The organism is Kordia jejudonensis (assembly GCF_001005315.1).
Classification (GTDB): domain Bacteria; phylum Bacteroidota; class Bacteroidia; order Flavobacteriales; family Flavobacteriaceae; genus Kordia; species Kordia jejudonensis.
On the sequence record NZ_LBMG01000159.1, the window covers coordinates 1 to 930 of the forward strand.

The 930-nt window shown below is 29.8% G+C and carries 1 protein-coding gene; it reads right to left on the reverse strand.

Features of this window, described 5'->3' with window-relative positions; genetic code table 11:
- Positions 1-21: 21 nt before the first annotated feature.
- The coding region (locus AA089_RS23120) for an IS110 family RNA-guided transposase (protein WP_046759395.1) at positions 22-930 on the reverse strand (909 nt) is incomplete at its 5' end.

Consider the following 930-nt stretch of genomic DNA (forward strand, 5'->3'; position numbering starts at 1 on the left):
AAAACGGCTTCAAGCCAGTTTCTAAAGAGCAATTTGTATTTTTAAATCATTTGCTCTTTTTTCATGTTCATAATTTTGATGGAATACTGTTTTATTTTTATGTATCACATATATTAATTCTAATAGTTTTCGTTGCACAGCAATCAGACCTTTCATTTTTATACCGCTTTTAGCTAGTAGTCTTGTGTATAATTCTTTATGTGTTTGATTGTATTTTACAGCAGCTAATGATGGTAAATGCATTGCTTTACGTAGGTTACGATTTCCTTTTTTTGATATTCTAGTTTTCTTGTTGACTGATGTTCCTGATTGTTTTTGTTTTACATCCAAACCAGCATAACTTGTTAGCTGTTTTTTATTCCTAATCAATTCAAATCCATTTGTTTCTGCTAAAACAATTACTGCTGTTAGTATTCCTACACCAGGTATTGTACAAATATTTTTTAATTCTTTTTTTAAATTAGGATCGCTATCAACTATTTCTTGAATTTCTATTCTTATTTCTTGCTCTTGCTTGTTTAAAAATTCAATACGTAACTTTAATCGTCTTACACTATTTTGATTGGGTAGTGCTTCTGATTTCTCCGCATGTAATTGATTCTTTACAATAACTCGTTCATCTACTATTTGAGAGCGTTCTCTAGTTAATTGTTGTAATTCTTTATAAATTCTTTTTGGACGTTTCCAAAAATCGAGTGTACGCTCCAAACCAAATTGACATATAGCTTGAGAAGCTGTTTTATCAGTAATTGTTTTGGTATCTAAAGTACGCATGTAGTTACTTATTTTGTTGGGTAAAACAATACTTAAATTGAACCCTTTATCTTCTAAGTAGTAAGCAAACTTTTGATGATAAACTCCAGTAGCTTCCATTACAAAATGTACTTCTAAATCTTTACTTGATAAGGATTGAACCCAAGTGAGTAAAGA